13 protein-coding genes and 2 pseudogenes are annotated in these 17,044 nt (G+C 61.5%); 9 read left to right on the top strand and 6 right to left on the bottom strand.

Translation table 11 applies throughout. The annotated features are described in order from the left end of the window. The first annotated feature begins 344 nt into the window (after nucleotides 1-344). The 7 genes and pseudogenes from HJC04_RS01015 to HJC04_RS00990 all read left to right on the top strand — a co-directional run bounded on the left by HJC04_RS01015 (nucleotide 345) and on the right by HJC04_RS00990 (nucleotide 6,577). Nucleotides 345-2,168 carry a ParB N-terminal domain-containing protein gene (locus tag HJC04_RS01015; protein WP_131714244.1) on the top strand — a complete coding sequence of 608 codons (1,824 nt, stop codon included), beginning with the start codon at nucleotides 345-347 and terminating at the stop codon, nucleotides 2,166-2,168. Between the two features lie 132 nt (nucleotides 2,169-2,300). Further along, nucleotides 2,301-2,498: pseudogene (locus tag HJC04_RS31480) on the top strand (hypothetical protein); the annotation flags it as partial. Between the two features lie 402 nt (nucleotides 2,499-2,900). Then, nucleotides 2,901-3,485: a hypothetical protein gene (locus tag HJC04_RS01010; RefSeq protein ID WP_131714243.1), complete on the top strand. Its 585-nt coding sequence runs from the start codon at nucleotides 2,901-2,903 to the stop codon at nucleotides 3,483-3,485. Nucleotides 3,486-3,776: 291 nt separating this feature from the next. Next, nucleotides 3,777-4,700 (top strand): annotated as a pseudogene (locus HJC04_RS01005) (ArdC family protein); the annotation flags it as partial. A 638-nt stretch (nucleotides 4,701-5,338) separates the two neighbouring features. Beyond that, nucleotides 5,339-5,650 carry a DUF736 domain-containing protein gene (locus tag HJC04_RS01000; RefSeq protein WP_018482050.1) on the top strand — a complete coding sequence of 104 codons (312 nt, stop codon included), beginning with the start codon at nucleotides 5,339-5,341 and terminating at the stop codon, nucleotides 5,648-5,650. A 299-nt stretch (nucleotides 5,651-5,949) separates the two neighbouring features. Then, on the top strand, nucleotides 5,950-6,111 hold the full coding sequence (locus HJC04_RS00995) for a hypothetical protein (protein ID WP_018516739.1): 162 nt from the start codon (nucleotides 5,950-5,952) through the stop codon (nucleotides 6,109-6,111). Nucleotides 6,112-6,403: 292 nt separating this feature from the next. Continuing rightward, the gene (locus HJC04_RS00990) at nucleotides 6,404-6,577 is read left to right on the top strand and encodes a hypothetical protein (RefSeq protein ID WP_018482048.1); all 174 of its coding nucleotides are present in this window, start codon (nucleotides 6,404-6,406) and stop codon (nucleotides 6,575-6,577) included. A 62-nt stretch (nucleotides 6,578-6,639) separates the two neighbouring features. Here the strand turns inward: HJC04_RS00990 and HJC04_RS00985 are convergent, their stop codons facing one another. Both HJC04_RS00985 and ltrA read right to left on the bottom strand, forming a co-directional pair. Next, entirely contained in the window at nucleotides 6,640-6,948 is a 309-nt protein-coding gene (locus HJC04_RS00985) for a WGR domain-containing protein (protein ID WP_221144612.1), read from the bottom strand. Nucleotides 6,949-7,298: 350 nt separating this feature from the next. Continuing rightward, nucleotides 7,299-8,792 (bottom strand): group II intron reverse transcriptase/maturase, encoded by a 1,494-nt coding sequence (gene ltrA / locus HJC04_RS00980; protein WP_138396904.1) that lies wholly within the window; start codon nucleotides 8,790-8,792, stop codon nucleotides 7,299-7,301. Nucleotides 8,793-9,573: 781 nt separating this feature from the next. On the opposite strand from ltrA, the gene HJC04_RS00975 reads away from it, so the two are divergent. Continuing rightward, nucleotides 9,574-9,888, top strand: a complete 315-nt coding sequence (locus HJC04_RS00975; RefSeq protein WP_131714241.1) for a hypothetical protein — start codon at nucleotides 9,574-9,576, stop codon at nucleotides 9,886-9,888. A gap of 243 nt (nucleotides 9,889-10,131) precedes the next feature. On the opposite strand, the gene HJC04_RS00970 is transcribed toward HJC04_RS00975, so the two are convergent. The 4 genes from HJC04_RS00970 to traC form a co-directional block, all read right to left on the bottom strand. Next, nucleotides 10,132-10,581 (bottom strand): thermonuclease family protein, encoded by a 450-nt coding sequence (locus HJC04_RS00970; protein WP_131714240.1) that lies wholly within the window; start codon nucleotides 10,579-10,581, stop codon nucleotides 10,132-10,134. A 437-nt stretch (nucleotides 10,582-11,018) separates the two neighbouring features. Next, on the bottom strand, nucleotides 11,019-12,950 hold the full coding sequence (gene traG, locus HJC04_RS00965; RefSeq protein ID WP_138396905.1) for a Ti-type conjugative transfer system protein TraG: 1,932 nt from the start codon (nucleotides 12,948-12,950) through the stop codon (nucleotides 11,019-11,021). Further along, the gene (gene traD, locus HJC04_RS00960) at nucleotides 12,937-13,152 is read right to left on the bottom strand and encodes a type IV conjugative transfer system coupling protein TraD (RefSeq protein WP_011654561.1); all 216 of its coding nucleotides are present in this window, start codon (nucleotides 13,150-13,152) and stop codon (nucleotides 12,937-12,939) included. Before traD ends, traG begins: the two co-directional genes overlap by 14 nt. Before the next feature lie 4 nt (nucleotides 13,153-13,156). Continuing rightward, nucleotides 13,157-13,450 carry a conjugal transfer protein TraC gene (gene traC / locus HJC04_RS00955; protein WP_011654562.1) on the bottom strand — a complete coding sequence of 98 codons (294 nt, stop codon included), beginning with the start codon at nucleotides 13,448-13,450 and terminating at the stop codon, nucleotides 13,157-13,159. A 253-nt stretch (nucleotides 13,451-13,703) separates the two neighbouring features. Here traC and traA point away from each other — a divergent pair, with 253 nt between their 5' ends. Continuing rightward, nucleotides 13,704-17,030 (top strand): Ti-type conjugative transfer relaxase TraA, encoded by a 3,327-nt coding sequence (traA, locus tag HJC04_RS00950; protein WP_221123349.1) that lies wholly within the window; start codon nucleotides 13,704-13,706, stop codon nucleotides 17,028-17,030. Nucleotides 17,031-17,044: the final 14 nt, after the last annotated feature.

The raw sequence follows: 17,044 nt of genomic DNA, 5'->3' as shown, positions 1-17,044 counted from the left end.
CATGGGCCTCGGTTCTTCCGACGGCCCATTTTTTTGTTCCCGCTCAACCCGAATTCTGACCTTCGCATGGGATCGCCCGTCTGAAAAAACAGGAAAGAGGGTGAAAGAAAAACCGGTCGCAGATCGGTCCTCCCGTCGCCGCTGGCGCTCAACCGCGGCCTACGCAGCCCGGCCACTCGTACTTCGCAAGGCTGTTAGCCCCGCTTGTCCTTCGCGGCAGGGCAGCTCGCCCGCAGTTGCGCCGGTCAGGCCGCTTTGCGCTCCGGGAGATGTCTTCAGGAAAAAATGAAGACAGGAAGGACCGGCAGGAGGCCGCGTCCGCATCCCCGGAAAGGAACACTCCCATGCAACTCATGAAGGTCGATCCGCGTGCGCTGAAGGACAATCCCGACAATACGCGCCAGTCGCAGTCGACGCCCCAGGCCGACGCGCTGCTGCTTGCGACCATCAAGGCCGTCGGCGTCATCCAGCCGCCCGTCATTTTCGCCGAAGCCGGCGGCAACGGCTATGTCATCGAAGCCGGTCACCGGCGCACCCGCATGGCCATCGCCGCCGGCATCGAGGAAATCGATGTTATCGTCGTCGAGGCGGCCAACGATAATGGCGCGATGCGTTCGATGATCGAAAACATCGCGCGCGAACCGCTCAACCCCGTCGATCAATGGCGCGGCATCGAGCGCCTCGTTGCTCTCGGCTGGACCGAGGAAGCTATTGCGATTGCGCTGGCCCTGCCGGTCAGACAGATCCGCAAGCTTCGTCTGCTCGCCAATGTGCTGCCTGCGATGCTAGATCACATGGCCAAGGGCGACATGCCGAGCGAGCAGCAGCTTCGCCCGATTTCCGCAGCGTCACTCGACGAGCAGAAGGAAGTCTGGAAGGCACACAAGCCGAAGAAGGGTGAGACAGCATCCTGGTGGGCGATCGCCAACGGCCTCACCAAGACCCGCATGTTCGCGCGCGATGCGAGTTTCGGCGATGATCTCCGCCGGGCCTACGGCATCGAGTGGGCAGAAGACCTGTTCGGACCGGCTGACGAGGATAACCGCTACACCACCAACGTCGAAGCATTCCTCGGTGCGCAGCAGGAATGGATGAGTAGCAATCTTCCCAAGGAGGGCTCCATCGTCGAGCTCAACAATTGGGGCCAACCCCAATTGCCGCCGAAGGCGGAGCGTATCTACGGCAAGCCCGGCAAAGGCGATTGCACCGCCATGTATCTCGATCGTGAGGGCAAGGTGCAGTCCGCCCATTTCCGGTTGCCGGAGATCAAGAAGGCGAAGCGAAAGGGCGATCCGACCGCGCCCGGCGGCGAGGACACGAACGAGGCCATCGACGTTGCAGGGAAGACCCGTCCCGACGTGACCCGAAACGGCCTCGACATGATCGGCGATTTCCGCACAGACGCTCTGCACGAGGCACTGGCACGAGCGCCGATCGAAGACGATACCCTCTTGGCGCTGCTCGTCCTCGCATTCGCCGGGCAGAACGTCTCGGTCGATTCCGGCTCCGAAACCTCCAACCATCTCTACGGCTCCAAGCGTTTCGCCCGGCACGCCGTCCGGCTGATCGGTGAAAGCGGCAAGCTGCAGTTCGATACAGATACGCTTCGTGTCGTGGCCAGGTCGACCCTGATCGACGCACTGTCGGCGCGGACCAACCGCACGGACAGCGGCATTGTCGCCCGGATCGCCGGCGATGCCATAGGCGCCGACACCTATCTTCCGAACATGGGCACGGAGCAATTCCTCGCGTGCCTATCGCGTCCGGCACTGGAAGCGTCCTGCGGCGGTAGGAGTGTCGCTCCCCGCCCGCGCGTCAGGGACACCCGGGCTGCCCTTGTCGAGCACTTCAAGGAAGAGGGTTTCGTGCATCCGTCTGGCCTCTTCGCACCCGATGACGTGAAGATGGGCGAATGGTTGGCCAAGAACATGGAGCATGGGGGCGATGACGACGATGCACCCGCCGACGGGCCGATGGGCGGCATCGAGGACGGTGCCGACGGTGAGTCTGATCCCTCGATCGAAGCCGAATTGGTCGACAAACCCCATGATCCGGAAGGCGAGGTCGGAGGCAACGCAGCCGACACCGAGCTCGAAGAGCTGGATGAAGCCGACGCTGACACCGGCACTGAGGATCCCGATACCGCTTACGGAATTGCGGCCGAGTAACCCTGCCCCACAACTCCGTACTGATCGATACCGCCGCCGGCCATCACCGGCGGCGGCTTTGTTTCCTCACCTCAAAACAGGAGAATACGCATGTCCGCGTCTTTGATTTACGACCTCGCCCCAATCGGCTCTATCAGCGCCTGGCGCGTGTCACGGCCGCTTTCCGAGCTTAAGCGCGACGACTTCTACTCGCATCATGGCGCCGTTGCGGATGAGACGGAATTTCAAGGACGGATGTTCGAACAGGCCGAGCACAGCCGCGAGCTCCGGGCACTTCACCGGCAGACTGTTCGGATGAACTGCTCGACGCCATGGGGACCGTCGCAGGGCGTGCGGCGGCGTGAGTCCGACCGTATGGGGGCTTTCGTGGCGGCCGGTCCGAGCTGGAGGAAGGGATGCGGGCTGTCGCTCGCAAGAGGTTCTCTCCTCCGGGGGTTCGGAGCCATAGCCCGCCCCCGCCGGTCTGCCCTTCGTTTTCGCTGCGGTCTGAACCGGCGGCCGGTCGTTTAAAGGCCGCTGGCGCGCCGCGAAGCGGCCGGTGCAGCCTCCCTCGCAAAACGGGTTCGCGTCCTTCGCAGGGCTTTACCCCGCTTGTCCGCAAACCCGTTTCGCTCGCCCGGCCGTCCCGGACCTGTGAAAGCGCCCGTCCTTAGCCGGTTCCTGTCGACCGCATCGAAGGGCAGACCGGCAGGGGCCGAAGCCGCTTCGGTGAAACCACGAAAGGAAGATCCCATGGCCAAGCCCGCAACCACTCGACCTGCCGCCCGCGTCGTGCCGCTCCGCAAGGGTACCACCCTCGAAATGGTCAGGCTCACATGCCCGGACACTGCGCAGGCAATGCTGATCGCTGAGAGTTTCGGAACCGCTGTAGTCGACAGCGATGGCATCCGTGAACTCCACGAGCGCCTGATCATTGAGACCGCCGACAGCCTCTCGGACGGTCTCGGTGAGAAGGCGATGCAGATCCATCTCCAGCGTATCGTCGGTGCGTATGTCGGCTCGGCGCACGGCGCCGGCCAGTTCTACAGTCGAGCAGTCTCCGAAGCCCGAGACGCGACCGCCAAATCGGCAAACGATCCCCGCGACGAGGATCTCGATGGCCCGGTGGGTTACGACAGCGCCGCCCAGCGCAAACGCGAATTCGCTGCCGACATGGGCATACAGTCCCACGCGCTGCGGATGGCCGCCGAGGGCGCAGTCGCAGCCTATCGCCACGTCATCGGCGAAGCCTGGAAGCCTTTCGACCGCCCGGTCGACAATCCAGGCCAGTCGCTCGACCGCAAGGCGGCCGAGGCACAGATGGCGGCTCTCGGTTGAGGCGCTTCCGGCGGAGCTTCGGCTCCGCCATCTCCCTCTCACTGATCCTTGGGCCGGTTCCTTTGGGACCGGCCTTTTCCATGTCAACGGAAGGAAAAACAAGAGCCCTGCCCGTCACGCGGCCTCGTCCTTGTTGGCGGTCCTGCAGGAGCCGCCGGTCTGCCACAACGGCTTTGCCGTCCTTCACTCCGTTCCGGCCGTTCCGGTGCGGCCGACCACCTGATCGCTCCTGCCTTCGGACCTCCGCGACGGGGTCGCGATCGGGGCGGCCTCCAAACGGAGGATCACGACATGAGCAAGAAAGCCGAAGGCGAACGCGCCGACATCTATGCGCGGATCACGGATAGAATCATAGCCGACCTTGAAAAGGGCGTAAAACCCTGGATGAAGCCATGGCATGCGGCCAACACCAATGGCCGGATTACCCGGCCGCTGCGCCACAACGGTCAGCCCTATTCGGGCATGAACATTCTCTTGTTATGGTCGGAGGGGATGGCGCGCGGCTTCACTTCACCCATGTGGATGACCTTCAAGCAGGCGCTTGAACTGGGGGCGGCGGTGCGAAAGGGCGAGACCGGTTCGACGGTCGTCTTCGCCAGCCGGTTCACCAAGTCCGAGGCGGACGGCAGTGGTGGAGAAGTCGATCGAGAAATCCCATTCTTGAAGGCTTACACAGTGTTCAACATCGAGCAGATCGACGGACTGCCCGAACACTATCGTCACCCACCGACCCCGGTGCTCGATGCGATCGAGCACATCGAGCACGCCGATTGCTTTTTCCGCAACACGGGCGCTGTCATCCGCCATGGTGGAGCGCAGGCCTATTATTCCCCTATCACGGACCACATCCAGATGCCGCCGTTCGAAACGTTCCGCGACGCGGCGTCCTACGTGGCCACGCTCAGTCACGAAAGTTGCCATTGGACTGCGCGCCCCGATCGCGTCGATCGCGATCTTAGCCGCTATGCGAAGGACAAGACCGAGCGGGCTCGCGAAGAGCTGATTGCGGAGCTCGGGAGTTGCTTCCTATGCGCCGATCTCGGGATCGCACCGGAGCTGGAGCCACGGCCGGACCATGCGTCTTACCTGGACTCGTGGCTGAAGGTTCTATCTGACGACAAGCGGGCTATCTTCCAAGCTGCGGCGCATGCCCAGCGTGCTGTCAGCTTCCTGCACGGTCTCCAGCCCATTCAGGCCGACGAGAGAGCGGCCGCGTGGGAGACGTCAAGGTCGGTCATTGTCACCCGCAACGGCCGACAGCTCTTTCGGCGCTCTCTCCGCGAGCGCGTGCTCATCGGACGTGAGGTCCAGCCTCCCCCAGATCGATGGTTTCCGATCGTTGGCTTTCAGCTTTCGGGACTGCTTGATTTCGACGGTAAACGGCTTTGTCTGCTGACGCATAGATCCTCCAGGCGACGAATCGCGGCCCGACAATATTGCGTTGATGAGAGGAGACAACTGCCCGGACGGCCGAGTTTGTCGCATCCGAAGCCGACGCTATGCTTTAGAGACCTGGGGAACGGCTTCGCGGCCGGGCTGTTCTGCCGGGGCAACGCACGGCGAGGGCCATGACCAAGTTCCTTCCACCGCTGTCATAGGCCACGCCCTCCGCGGGCTCGATGAGGCATGTCTGATCGGAGACCGGCTTCGCCTCGATCGTTCTCCCGCAACGGCCGTCCGCAATTTTCTTCCCCAGCGAACTGCGTTCGCATTCCTCGCGCGACAACAAAGTTTCTCCCGACCGCCCTCCATTTCATTACGGCCTTCCAGGTGCGGTCCGATCGTCCCCGATCCTTGCGACAGCCATCGAGGCCGCGAAGGGCGCGGCCCGAAACAACCGAAAGGAACAGACAATGGCTACCATCGGCACTTTCACCGCAAACGAAAACGGCTTCACCGGCTCGATCCGCACCCTCGCACTCAACGTCAAGGCCCGCATCGCCCGCGTCGACAGCCCCTCCGACAAGGGCCCGCACTTCCGCATCTACGCCGGCAATGTCGAGCTGGGTGCGGCTTGGCAGAAGCGCTCCGGCGAGAGCGACCGCGACTATCTCTCGGTCAAGCTGGACGACCCGAGCTTCCCCGCCCCGATCTACGCAACGCTCTCCGAGGTCGAAGGCGAGGACGGCTACCAGCTGATCTGGTCCCGCCCCAATCGGGATTGAGATCCCAACAAGGCCCCGCCACCGAGGCGGGGCCAACTGGCCGCTTTAAGAAAGCCGGCAACGGGCGTCGAGCCCGCGGCCGACTTTTAGGGTGCCATACGGAGAAGTGGGGGTCTGCTCATATCGGGCCTATCGTGCCGTGGAGCCGGGACAGCCTCAAGGACGAGCGGTTCCCCCAAAATGCCGGCGCATTTCGGCTCCCCCACTCACCGCCGCTGGCGGTCGCATGCGCGATCCTTGACCCTGACCCACCGCCACGCCGGCGGGCGTCATCTTTCTCAAACATCAAGGAGATGACGATGATCGAACAACAAATCGAAGAACTGCGCGCCGAGCTGAACGCTTGCATCGAGCCCGCCGAGCGTCGCGAGATCGAAGCCGAGCTCGAAATCGCCCAGGCCGAGCTGATCATGATGCTTGGCGAACAGGATGGTTCCATCGACGCCGAGCCGCCCTTCTGAGGGCGGCATACCACCAGCATTGGGGGACCGCGGCATCCAGGATCCCGAGAGGGGCGATCCGCTGCGACTCTCCTTTCGATCTACCGTCATCGACATCGGGGATGCTGCATCCCGTCCGTCGCCCGCAACCTGCCGGCGCCAGAATTTTCCCCGCCGTATTGCGGCTCCTCGCGTGCCAAATTCTTGGCGCCGGCAGGTCCTTCACTCTCGTTTCGTCCTTTCAGGTGCGTCCCTCCTTGTCCGCCATGCGGCCTATCCCCGCGATATCCGCATTTTGAAAGGAGAAAATACCGTGCAACAGCTCGCTCAGTTCCTCACCGCCACCGGCCGTCGGCTCCGCACCCTCGGCAAGGTGATCTGTCACTACTTCCGCAAGGGGAAACTCGGCCTGAAACTGGCCATCAAGATTCCGTTCTTCGTCGAGATCGAGGCGTCGTTCGAGACCGACTGGAACCGGCGCGAATAACACGCCGTGGGCCGCTTCAGCGGCCCCTCCTCTACCAGCTGGAACGCGGAACACAATCATCGTCAGCTCGGCGAATATCGGCAGGTTGTTTTTGGCCGATAGCCGCGACCACGTATTTGCTTCAACAGCTCAAGGAACAAGCGAACCGCTTCCTCCTCCCGTTCGAACACATGCTGCTTTTCCTGTCCACGCTTGCCGATCCGTCCCCATCGCCGGGTCAGGCAGGCCTCTCCGAACATCGTCTGCTCGATCTCCATGGCATAATACCGCGCCATGTTCTTGGCTGGATCCGTTCGTTCGACATAGAGCTGGTATGGTTGCGAAATCATGCCGGCATGATCGTCACACGGCGCCGCTACGTCCAACGACATATGTGAATCCTACAGATGCGACCGATTCATTTTCGTGAAGAATGGGGCTTGGGCGAGGCGCCGATGGCGCACGGCTGTGGTCGCACCGCGACCGGAGCCCGCACGCGGTCTCCGCCCCGCCGGGTTACGATCCTCTCGCAGCAAGAAGCATGCCTCTGCGAAATCTCATTGTCCGGAGACAGCCGGAGCCTCCCGTCGCCATCGGAGATGGCAAGCGGTCGCGTCCCTTCAGGACGCGGTTCTATCTCTCTCTGACGTCCCATTTTGCACCCGCCGTGTCGGGTAGCAGCGGGGCATTGCTGCCCCGCCGCCCCCTAAGAACCGGGCGTGCGGATCACTCCGCACCCGGCTCAAGCCATTCTCCAGCGCCACGTTGTGACACCGGGCTCCCCGGCGGTATGTTTCGCGTCCTGACGGCGGGCGAGGTAGTCATCCCATGTGGGATCGAACGGGTTAGCCAGCGCCGGAATTTTGGCATGTCTCTTGATTGGGACAGCCGCTGCACGGACAAGCCCATACTTGGCGTCCTCCGTGCTGAAATCCCATGACTGGCTACCGTTGACCCTGAAATACCTTCTCCTGATCCACCGTGCTCCTTTGTTAGGGTGTCGTCGGCACGCCCATCTCCAGAGCATGCGCCAGATGTAGAAGTCTATCGAAGAGAAGGTCGCCTTCGCCACGACATGGCGGTGATACATCGCCCATCCCCGAATGATCGGGTTCAGCATTTGTATCAATCCTTCCTGCGCGATGGCGGCGTTGCCTTTGATGATTCTCCGGACCTTATCCAGCAGCGCCTTGACGCTGTGTTTGGACGGCGTGATGAGAAGTTTGCCGTTGTACTTTCGCACATTCTGGCCCAGAAAATCGAAACCATCCGCAATGTTCGTGATTCTGCTTTTCTCGTCCGAGAGTTCCAGTCCACGAACAGCCAGGTATTTCCTGATCGCCGGCAAGACCTTGTGTTCCAGCACCTCTTTCGATGCACTGGTTACGATAAAGTCGTCGGCATAACGGATGACGTGGGGCTTGGCTTTTCGGTACGTGGATTTCGACGATCCCACGCTTGCATCGACTGCGGCCTCAAGCCCATCCAACACTCTGTTAGCGATTGTGGGCGAAATCACGCCCCCTTGCGGGGTTCCCGCCCGCGTCTCGAACAGAGTTCCCTCTTCAACATATCCGGCTTGAAGCCACTTCCGCAGGATCGCCTTGTCCATAGGCATATGCTCGAGGATGTAATCATGGCTGATTTCATCGAAACAGCTTTTGATATCGCCCTCTAGAACCCACGTGGCGGACTTCCGTCTTGCCAACGTGATGAAGCACTGCTCAATGGCGTCGGCTGTCGAGCGTTTGGGCCGAAATCCATAGGAATTCGGGTCCGCCAAGGTCTCCGTCACTGGTTCCAGCGCAAGCTTCCATAAGGCTTGCATTGCGCGGCACAGCATACGGGGTATCCCGAGCGGGCGCTTCTTGCCGTTACTCTTGGGAATATAAACGCGTCGCAACGGCATGGTACGGTAGCCGTGATGCCGCAGCGACATTACTCCCTTCCATCTGGCCACCGGGGTTGTCCAGATTTCTCCGTCCACTCCCGGCGTTTTCTTCCCGCGATTCTCCGTCACCCGCTTCACAGCCAGCATCTTGCCGCTGTGCGAGCGGGTCAGCAGACGTTGCAAGGCTTTTACCTTGCCCCATCGGCATTCGCGAGTGGCCTTGGCGATACGCACTTGAAGTCGCTTCACGGTTGCTTCAATCTGCGACCAGTCTGTCTGATCCCAAATCTGCCCTCCGTGCGAGGACGCACCAGCATTCGCTGCTTTCGCACCGATTGCCGTCATCTGCTTTTCCTCGTCCAGCAATTAGTCATGTTCTCTCGCCATGAATGACCGAGCGGAAGTCTGCCCACTTTCGTGTCGGGCGATGTTGCAGCCCGTATCCCGACCATTACAGCCGGGCCTTCGCTTTCTCCGCCTTCCTTTACCCACAACACCAACAGCGTTCCTTACGGTTCGCCTGCCGTTACCGGCAGCGCTATGGGCTTACCCTGTTCCGCATGAATCTCAGAGCCAGTCGGACCCTTCCTTTTCGCCGGCAGCTTTCCGTCCATGGAGGTCCAACCGGAAAGGACCACACCTTGCTGCACACCTTTTGGTTCAAGCCTATCAGCACATTTGGCTTGTTCCTTGTTACGGCGTTTATCGGAAGTTCACTTGTGTTGGTCGTCATTGCTCATCCCTTGCACCTCACCGCCTTTGTGCTGGCAGTTTCCACTTCGCCTCACGGTTCGGTGGACCGGTCACCCGGTGGTTACGTTGTCCCCGAAGCTCCACACGGAGTCGTTGCCAACTTCGCATGTTCGGGTAGGGAACGACCGATGGAACGGTCGGTTTCGTAAAGTTCACATCACGTGTTCTCCTCTCGAAACAGAGATTCATGCGACTTTCAGGTCGCACTCCGGCGTCAAGGACATCGCGGCCCCCCCAATTTTCCCAACGCCGCAAGCGGCACAGAGAAAATCGGTTCCTCCGCTCGCCGCAGGGCGGCCGCGTTCCGCGGTCCCTGACCCCTCACGGACTACGGTGCCGACACCTTTCGTCAGAAAACGAAAAGGAGACTCTGATGACAAAGCATCAATTCGCTCGTGTGGTGGAAGAAGATCAGAAGCGGCCGGATCAACAGCCGGATTGGCTTGAACGGCTGCGCCGAAATTTCGATGCGGAAGTGCATCTTCCCGCCGATATCTCGCGGGAGTTTCTGTCTGCAGCGCTGCTTTGGGCAGTCGACAACAAGGTCGATTTCGGTTTGTTCCACGAGGCCAGCGAGATCATCATTGCGCACTTCGGCGGTGATGAGATCTACCTCCCGTCGCGGTGGTCCGACAAACGATGGCACACCGGCCTTGAGGACAAAGAGCCTTTCGATCCGAGCGACTGAGGTCGAGACCAGAGGCGGCTTGTCGCCTCTGGTCTTTGCCTATTCACATGAGCCCCTCCAGCCGGATCGACCGAGCGGAGCGGCTATGAAAGGGGGGCTCTGCCGCCCCTCTCGATCTCACCCCATGAAGGAAGGGCAATGCCCCTCCTTCAAACTTCCTCCCAGGGAGAAAGGGAGACGGTTCCCTCCTCCCTTTCCCCAAACCCCTATCCCTCTCCCGTGCAGGGAAGGTGATGATGGCTGTCACCCGCCCTGGCACCAGCCGTGTCGGGCACCATCCCATGATCGGGCAAGCCCTTCCTTGATCAAGGCATTGCCCAGCGAATTGCCTGCACGAAATACGGTTCGCAGTTTGCGTCCATATTTGTCTTCGTCACGGAACCCGGCCGCTAGCGAGAATTTTCCAGCGTTGAGCAGCGTCAGCAGGCGGGATTTTGCCGCCTCACCCTTTATCCGTTCCGCCTCGCACCGGGGCGGGCTGAGTTCAGGCGTATCGATGTCGGCGATGCGGATTTTCTCGCCGTTGAACCAGAATGTGTCGCCGTCGACGACGCAGTTCGCTCGATGGCTTCCGTCGCACATCGAAAATGCGGTCGACAATGAATCCGTCATCGGTTTCTTGGCCAAAGTGGCGAGATCGGGGAGAACGTCGGCGCCGCCATAGGCAAGCCAACCCCCAACAGCAATGATCACGGTGCATAGAACTGCCGTCGAGCGTTTACGCCATCTGTTCCGCCCAGATCTCAGCAGTCCTCCACCCGCGCGCTGCCGGTCGCGACCGCCTCCGGCCTTCGGCGGCTTTCTAAACGGAACCACATTTGATTTCGCCACTTTCCGATCCCCTCGTTTCGTCTCAACCTATGTCGGACCCGGTTTCATCTGCGTTTACGGAGGAGCTTGGCTCCGGGCTGCGGTGTGGCCGGCAAAATGGTGCGCGACGGGCGGGGGCAGTCGATCCCGCCTCCCCTTCGGGCCACTATGTTGAGGCTCCTGCGGCTGCCCTGTTTTCCTCCCGTCACGCAACGAGAATTCCCGAAATCTCGCCCGTCGGGCGTCGCTATGCTGATTTCTCCGATACTCTTCTTTTTCCTGGATCAGCCTTGCTCGGTTGCACCGCGCGCCGGCTTGGATCATGCAGGCTTTGGCGTATCCCCGATCATGTGAAACCTGTTTGTGCCGACGCATGCCTTCATGTCGTCGCGCCGGAACCAGATGGCTCGTCCGCATCGGAGTGGCGCGTTTCCTGCGGTGAAGACGATCTGTTCGTCGGCGCGCATGCGCAAAACTTCATGCGGCTGGATGAGTGGTCTGGCGCCGAGCTGCTTCGAGCGTGTCCGCGATGATCCCTTTGCCTGGAAACTCCGGCTCACCTGGTCGATCTCGACCGTTGTCATGCCGCAGCGTCGCGAGATGTAGTCGGCCGTTTCCGGATCGTTGATGGCAGCAAACGAGATCCAGCTCGCACTCTCAAACCATTTGCTCGCCGCGTCGCGGCCGCCATAGGTTTCTCGCATCTGGCCGATCGACTGGTAGATCATTGTCAGCGTGATGCCGTATTTTCGGCCGGCGTCACGAGCCGTTTCGAGAATCCGCATGTAGCCCAGGCGTGCCACCTCGTCCAAAAGGAACAGCGCCCTGCCCTTCAACGCTCCATCACGATTGTAGATCGCGTTCAGGAAGGACCCGATGATGACGCGGGCAAGACCGGAATGGGTCTCCAAGGTCTTGAGGTCTATGTTGATGAAGACGTCCGTATTGCCGGCCGCGATGTCGTTGGTCGCGAACTTCTTTCCCGATACTAGCGCCGCGTAGTTCGGATAGGAAAGCCAGTGTGTTTCCTTGACCGCGTTGGCGTAGACGCCGGAGAAAGTTTCCGGCGTCATGTTGACGAAGGCTGCGACGTTTTCCTTCACAAAATCCGAGCCCGAATTGTCGTAGATGTCTTGCAGCCGTTTGCGCAATGTCGGCTCCGGCTCCGAGAGGTTCATGCGCACCTGCCGAAGCGTCTGGTCGTGCTCGTCCGTGCGGCCGGACAGGCAGACATCGGCGATCAGCGCCGTCAGCAGTTGCAGCGCCGATGCGCGAAAGAAGTCGTCACGGACACCACGCACGCCTCCGCCGTCGCTCATGATCCAGGAGGCGACCGAGGCAATATCCTCTTCCTTCGTCCCGCCGAAACGACCGACCCAGTCCAGCACGTTAAAACCGATGTCAGGCTTCCTTGGATCGAGGACGAATACATCCCTTCCGGCTCCGCCGCGATGCACGGAGACCATCGGTGCGACCTCGTTCGAAGGATCGAGCACGATCAGCGTGCCGCCCCATTTCAGTGCCGTCGGGATCGTCACCGACGTCGTCTTGAAGCCACCGGAACCGGCAAAGACGATCCCGTGCGACGAGCCGAACGAGCCATCGAAGCACAGCAACGGCGACTTGCCGCCGGCGCCCCACGTCTCAGCGCTGTCGGCGCGAAACGCTTGGCTCCCGACACTGTCCTTGTCGACCCGATAGCGCTCGCCGATGACGATACCACCGGCATCGGGAAACAGCTTTGCTGCCTCCGTCAGTTTCATCCAATCCGCTTCGCCATGGAGCGCCCGCTTGCCCTGAATGCGTTTTGGCTCGGCCCTTGCGAATGCCGCATTGCCGATGAGCGCCACGCGAAGCGCGAAGCCGGCACATAAGAGCGCCGCACTCGCGCCGATCGACGTCGCCGGATCGAGAAAGGCCCAGACCGTCTTGTCGGCGGGTACTGTCATGAAAGCGGAAAGGCGCATTGTTTCGCGAATGGCTGCGATCAAGATCGTCCCACTGCATCCCGCGACGACGCCCCAACCTGCCTGCTTGATATTGATCGAACCGGCGCTCGAAAACAGCAACAGAATTCCGATCGCCGCACTGGCCACATAGGGCAATGCGATGCCCGCCCGCCCCCATGCCAGTCGCGCGGCCTCGGTCTTGCCAAAACCGGAAAGCCACTGCTCTACCCCTGTCATCCCGATGACGACCAGGATCATCAACGTCCCTGGCATGACGACGAGCGCAATCCTATTGATCGTCATTGCCGAAGGCCTCCACGCCGATTGCCGTGAGCCTGGACCGCTCGGTATCGTCACTCTTGATGCGGCGCGCTGCATCGACCAGCGCGCCCAGCAACAGTGCTCGCTTCTCGTAGCGCAGACCGGCCTTGACGATCAGTCCGCCGAGCTCGATCTTTTCTCGCGTGTCCTTCTTGCGGGCGTCGGATGTCATCGTCCTCGCCATGCGTTCAAGCCTCGCCAGCGCTGCCCGCGCCCGCGCCAGACGTGACCGGCGCGGTTTGCTGCGAGACGACGGCTGCCCCTCCCCTTTCTTTTCCGGCCGTAGCGCCCTGCCCTCCGCGAAATCGCTTGGTCAGTTGCTCAAACGCTGCCTGAAGCTCCGCCTCGTCGATCTCGATCTCGCCAAGGCCCGCCTTGAGCGCGATCCGTCCGATGCGTTCCGCTTCCCGGGTCTCGGCGATCTTGAGCTGTTCCTGCAGCTTGGCGATTTCGTCGCGAAGTTTCGCGGATGGCTTCTTCATGTCCGTCTGTCTCCCTGGGTGCGAAAGCTTGTCTTTCGAACCCAGTTTTTCGGACCGGAGTGCGGAACGCACTACTGTGAATCCTACAATCGCCAAGGGCGATGCTTTCGGGAATGATCCCGGCCGTTCCGAAGGAGCGGCTTCCAAGGGCGCAATTATACGTCGCTGGCGCGACGTGTTGCTGAGAGAGCCTGGTGGCCGCCGCTCCCCACGAACCCTTTGATTTCGTTCGCAACCGGGAGAGAACTCCGCCGTGGCCGTCCCTCACTTCTCCGTCAGCGTCGTCGCCCGTGGCTCCGGCCGCAGCGCCGTCCTGTCGGCCGCTTACCGGCACTGCACCAAGATGGAGTTTGAGCGAGAAGCCCGGACGATCGACTACACGCGAAAGCAAGGCCTTCTGCACGAGGAGTTCATCATCCCCGCCGATGCGCCGGCGTGGCTGCGAGCAATGATCGCCGATCGGTCGGTCGCCGGCGCATCCGAGGCCTTCTGGAACAAAGTGGAGGGCTTCGAGAAGCGATCCGACGCGCAGCTCGCCAAGGACGTCACCATAGCCCTGCCGCTCGAGCTGACGGCCGAGCAGAACATCGCGCTCATGCGCGACTTTGTGGCGGGCCACATCACCGCGCAGGGCATGGTCGCGGACTGGGTCTATCACGACGCCCCCGGCAATCCTCACGTCCACCTCATGACCACATTGCGGCCGCTCACCGAAGACGGTTTCGGTTCGAAGAAGGTCGCGGTGCTCGGCCCGGACGGCAAGCCAATCCGAAATGACGCCGGTAAAATCGTCTATCAGCTGTGGGCCGGTAGCACTGAGGATTTCAACGCGTTTCGCGACGGTTGGTTTGCCTGCCAGAACAAACATCTGGCGCTTGCCGGCCTCGATATCCGCATTGATGGCCGTTCCTTCGAAAAGCAGGGTATCGACCTCGAGCCAACCATTCACCTCGGTGTCGGCGCCAAAGCCATCGAGCGCAAGGCCAAGCAATCCGACCACAAGTCGGAGACCTCGACTCCCAAACTTGAGCGCCTTGAGCTTCAGGAGGCGCGCCGCAGCGAGAACGCGCGGCGCATCCAGCGTCGTCTGGAGATCGTGCTCGACCTGATCACGCGGGAGAAGAGCGTCTTCGACGAACGCGATGTTGCGAAGGTCTTGTATCGCTATATCGACGATGTCGTTCTGTTCCAAAGTCTGATGGTCCGCATTCTGCAAAGTCCAGAAGCGCTCAGGCTCGAACGCGAGCGAATCAACTTTGCGACAGGTAGTCGGACATCCGCGAAGTACACCACGCGCGAGATGATCCGCCTTGAAGCCGAGATGGCCAATCGCGCGATCTGGCTCTCCGGTCGCGCCTCTCATGGTGTGCGCGAGGCGGTTCTGGAGGCGACCTTTGCGCGCCATTCCCGTCTGTCGGACGAGCAGCGAACGGCGATCGAGCATGTCGCCGGGGCCACGCGGATTGCCGCTGTCATCGGCCGCGCCGGCGCCGGCAAGACGACGATGATGAAGGCTGCGCGCGAGGCGTGGGAAACGGCCGGCTATCGTGTGGTCGGCGGAGCGTTGGCTGGCAAAGCCGCTGAAGGTTTGGAGAAGGAAGCTGGCATCGTTTCCCGCACGCTGTCGTCGTGGGAGCTTCGCTGGAACCAGGGTCGCAACCAGCTCGACGACAAGACTGTTTTCGTACTCGACGAGGCCGGCATGGTGTCGTCACGGCAGATGGCTCTGTTCGTCGAAGCCGTCACCAAGGCCGGTGCGAAACTGGTTCTGGTCGGCGACCCCGAACAGCTTCAGCCGATCGAGGCGGGAGCCGCCTTCCGCGCCATTGCCGATCGCATCGGCTATGCCGAACTCGAGACGATCTATCGTCAGCGCCAGCAATGGATGCGCGACGCCTCGCTCGATCTGGCGCGCGGCAATGTCGGCAAAGCGGTCGATGCCTATCGCGGACATGGGCACGTCAGGGGGTTGGACCTCAAGGCGCAGGCGGTCGAAAGTCTCATTGCCGATTGGAACCACGGCTACGATCCATCGAAGACCAGCCTGATCCTCGCGCACCTTCGCCGCGACGTCCGGATGTTGAACGATATGGCCCGCGCCAAGCTGGTCGAGCGTGGCGTCGTCGCGAACGGGTTTGCCTTCAAGACCGAGCAAGGGACCCGCATGTTCGCCACCAGCGACCAGATCGTGTTCCTCAAGAACGAGGGCAGCCTTGGCGTCAAGAACGGCATGCTTGGCAAGGTCGTCGAGGCATCCAGGAATCGTATCGTTGCCGAGGTTGGTGAAGGTGAGCACCGCCGGCAGGTCACGGTCGAGCAACGTTTCTACAACAATCTCGACCACGGCTATGCGACGACGATACACAAGAGCCAGGGCGCGACCGTTGACCGGGTGAAGGTGCTTGCTTCCCTCTCGTTAGATCGCCATCTCACCTATGTCGCCATGACACGCCATCGCGAGGATCTCGCCGTCTATTACGGCCGACGCTCCTTCGCGAAATCCGGTGGCCTTATCCCGATCCTGTCGCGCCGGAACGCCAAGGAGACGACGCTCGATTACGAGAAGAGCTCTTCGTACGGCCAAGCCTTGCGCTTTGCCGAGGCGCGAGGCCTGCACGTCATGAATGTCGCCCGCACGATCGCTCGCGATCGGCTCGAATGGACCGTCCGGCAGAAACGAAAGCTCGCCGATCTCGGTGCCCGTCTAGCCGCCATCGGCGCTGCGCGTGGACTGGTTCGCGGTAGCAACAACCAATCGATCCCGAACGCCATCAAGGAGGACAAGCCCATGGTATCAGGCATCACCACCTTCCCGAAATCGCTTGAGCGGGCTGTCGAGGACAAGCTCGCCGCCGATCCCGGGCTCAAGAAGCAATGGGAGGACGTCTCGACCCGCTTCCAGCTCGTCTACGCGAAGCCGGAAGCTGCCTTCAAGGCGATCAATGTCGATACGATGTTGAAGGACCAGTCGGTCGCGCAGTCCACCCTGGCAAGGATTGCCGGCGAGCCAGAGAGCTTTGGCGCGCTCAAGGGCAACACCGGTCTTCTCGCCAGCCGTGGCGACAAGCAGGACCGGGAAAAAGCGCTCGCCAATGTACCGGCGCTCGCCCGAAATCTTGAACGCTACCTTCGTGAGCGGGCCGAGGCCGAATTCAAACATGAGACGGAGGAGCGCGCGGTCCGCCTCAAGGTATCCGTCGACATCCCGGCACTCTCTCCAGCGGCCAAGCAAACGCTCGAACGCGTGCGCGACGGGATCGATCGCAACGATCTTCCGGCTGGCCTCGAATATGCTCTGGCCGACAGAATGGTGAAGGCCGAACTCGAAGGTTTCGCGAAGGCGGTTTCCGAACGTTTCGGGGAACGGACCTTCCTGCCTCTGGCTGCGAAAGACACGAGCGGCAAGACCTTCGAGACCGTCACATCGGGCATGACGGCTGGCCAGAAGGCCGAGGTCCAGTCCGCGTGGAATTCCATGCGCACGGTCCAGCAACTTAGCTCTCATGAGCGTACGACCGAAGCGCTGAAGCAGGCCGAGACACTGCGTCAGACGAAGAGCCAAGGCTTCTCGCTGAAATGACCGCGGGAGCTGGA

Origin of the sequence: Rhizobium sp. NLR8a (assembly GCF_019685235.1) — a bacterium.
Lineage (GTDB): Bacteria > Pseudomonadota > Alphaproteobacteria > Rhizobiales > Rhizobiaceae > Rhizobium.
The sequence above is the reverse complement of the archived record's forward strand: the minus strand, read 5'-3'. Positions and strand labels throughout refer to the sequence as shown.

Coding starts and splice junctions, on each gene's coding strand:
- HJC04_RS01015 (WP_131714244.1), top strand. CDS start 345: ATGCAACTCATGAAGGTCGATCCGCGTGCGCTGAAGGACAATCCCGAC.
- HJC04_RS01010 (WP_131714243.1), top strand. CDS start 2,901: ATGGCCAAGCCCGCAACCACTCGACCTGCCGCCCGCGTCGTGCCGCTC.
- HJC04_RS01000 (WP_018482050.1), top strand. CDS start 5,339: ATGGCTACCATCGGCACTTTCACCGCAAACGAAAACGGCTTCACCGGC.
- HJC04_RS00995 (WP_018516739.1), top strand. CDS start 5,950: ATGATCGAACAACAAATCGAAGAACTGCGCGCCGAGCTGAACGCTTGC.
- HJC04_RS00985 (WP_221144612.1), bottom strand. CDS start 6,948: ATGTCGTTGGACGTAGCGGCGCCGTGTGACGATCATGCCGGCATGATT.
- ltrA (WP_138396904.1), bottom strand. CDS start 8,792: ATGACGGCAATCGGTGCGAAAGCAGCGAATGCTGGTGCGTCCTCGCAC.
- HJC04_RS00975 (WP_131714241.1), top strand. CDS start 9,574: ATGACAAAGCATCAATTCGCTCGTGTGGTGGAAGAAGATCAGAAGCGG.
- traG (WP_138396905.1), bottom strand. CDS start 12,950: ATGACGATCAATAGGATTGCGCTCGTCGTCATGCCAGGGACGTTGATG.
- traD (WP_011654561.1), bottom strand. CDS start 13,152: ATGGCGAGGACGATGACATCCGACGCCCGCAAGAAGGACACGCGAGAA.
- traC (WP_011654562.1), bottom strand. CDS start 13,450: ATGAAGAAGCCATCCGCGAAACTTCGCGACGAAATCGCCAAGCTGCAG.